We start from the raw sequence: 1,782 nt of genomic DNA, 5'->3' as shown, positions 1-1,782 counted from the left end.
CGCCCCGCACCGCCACCCCGGCCCCGTGCCGGACGCCGCACCGGCGGGGGAGGCCGCGGACGCCCCGGCGGCCCCCTCGGACGGCGGCCCGGACGCCACAGCACCGCCCGCGGACACCCCCGAGGGCGACGGCAGGTTCACCGTCCGCCTCGACAACTTCGAGGGCCCCTTCGACCTCCTCCTCCAGCTGATCTCCCGGCACAAGCTCGACGTCACCGAGGTCGCCCTCTCCAAGGTCACCGACGAGTTCATGGCCCACATCCGGGCCATGGGCGCGGACTGGGACCTCGACCAGACCACCGAGTTCCTCGTCGTCGCCGCCACCCTGCTGGACCTCAAGGCCGCCCGGCTGCTGCCCGTCGCCAAGGTGGAGGACGAAGCGGACCTCGCCCTGCTGGAGGCCCGCGACCTGCTGTTCGCCCGGCTGCTCCAGTACCGCGCCTACAAACGCATCGCGGACATCTTCGGCGGACGCCTGGCCGACGAGGCCCGCCGCCACCCCCGCACCGTCGGCCTCGAACCGCACCACGCCGAGCTGCTGCCCGAGGTCGTCCTCGGCATCGGCCCCGAGGGCTTCGCCCGCCTCGCGGTCAAGGCCATGCAGCCCCGGCCGAAGCCCCAGGTCTACGTCGACCACATCCACGCCCCCCTGGTCAGCGTCCGCGAGCAGGCCGAGGTGGTGATGGCGCTGCTGCGCGGGGCGGGGGAGCACACCTTCCAGGACCTGGTCGCCGACGCGCCGGACACCCTCACCGTCGTGGCCCGCTTCCTCGCCCTGCTGGAGCTCTACCGGGAACGCGCCGTCGCCCTGGACCAGGAGGAGGCCCTCGGCGAGCTGAGGGTCCGCTGGACGGGCGAGGACGGGGCCGCCCCCGTGGTGACCGACGAGTTCGACCGGGAGGCGGGCAGCGACGCGCCGGACGAGGAGCCCGGCACCGACGACACACGGCAGGAGGAACGGGCATGAACGGCCCGGACGAGGAGTACGACATCCCCGCACACGGGACCGGCACACCGTCCGGCCCCCCGGCCGGCGCCCCCGGCGTCGCCGGCCTGGAACTGGCGCCCGCCCTGGAGGCGGTCCTCATGGTCGTCGACGAACCGGTCACCGAGGAACACCTCGCCAGGGTCCTTGAGCGCCCGCGCCGCGCCGTGGCCCGCGCCCTGCGCGATCTGGCCGACGACTACACCCGGCAGGGCCGCGGCTTCGAGCTGCGCGCCGTCGCCGGCGGCTGGCGGTTCTCCTCGCGCGCCGCCTACGCCGAGGCGGTGGAGGGCTTCGTCCTGGACGGCCAGCAGGCCCGTCTCACCCAGGCCGCGTTGGAGACCCTGGCCGTGGTCGCGTACCGTCAGCCGGTCAGCCGTTCCCGGGTGTCCGCCGTCCGCGGGGTCAACTGCGACGGCGTGATGCGCACCCTCCTCCAGCGCGGTCTGGTGGAGGAGGCGGGGACGGAACCCGAAACAGGTGCGATCCTGTACAGGACGACGAACTACTTTCTGGAGCGGATGGGCCTGCGCGGCCTGGACGAGCTCCCCCAGCTCGCACCGTTCCTCCCGGAGGCGGACGCGGTCGAGGGCGACTCCCCGGAAGGTGTCCCGTCGTTCGACGTAGACGACAGCGGCGACTCTCAGACGGATCATTGATGCGAAGCAGCGGCAGGAACAGCGGGAAGAACTACCGGGGCGCGGGCAATCAGCGCGACGACAAGCAGAAGCGCGCGGGCCGTCCCCGTCCCGAGGAGCGCCGCTACGACGTGGGCGGTTCCGGCAAGGGCGGCCAGG

The 1,782-nt window shown here is 73.7% G+C and carries 2 protein-coding genes and 1 pseudogene; all 3 read left to right on the top strand.

The window, feature by feature from the left end; all coding sequences use genetic code 11:
- Positions 1-967 (top strand): segregation and condensation protein A (locus AC51EU_RS30190; RefSeq protein ID WP_496270275.1); only part of this gene is annotated, 967 nt, incomplete at its 5' end.
- Positions 964-1,644 (top strand): SMC-Scp complex subunit ScpB, encoded by a 681-nt coding sequence (scpB, locus tag AC51EU_RS30185; RefSeq protein WP_496270274.1) that lies wholly within the window; start codon positions 964-966, stop codon positions 1,642-1,644. The genes AC51EU_RS30190 and scpB, both read left to right, overlap by 4 nt.
- Positions 1,644-1,782, top strand: a pseudogene (locus tag AC51EU_RS30180) (pseudouridine synthase); the annotation flags it as partial. The gene scpB and the pseudogene AC51EU_RS30180, both read left to right, overlap by 1 nt.

The organism is Candidatus Streptomyces philanthi (assembly GCF_059553635.1).
The sequence above is the reverse complement of the archived record's forward strand: the minus strand, read 5'-3'. Positions and strand labels throughout refer to the sequence as shown.

Excerpts from the sequence above, each read along its gene's own strand:
- scpB (WP_496270274.1), top strand. The coding sequence starts at position 964 with ATGAACGGCCCGGACGAGGAGTACGACATCCCCGCACACGGGACCGGC.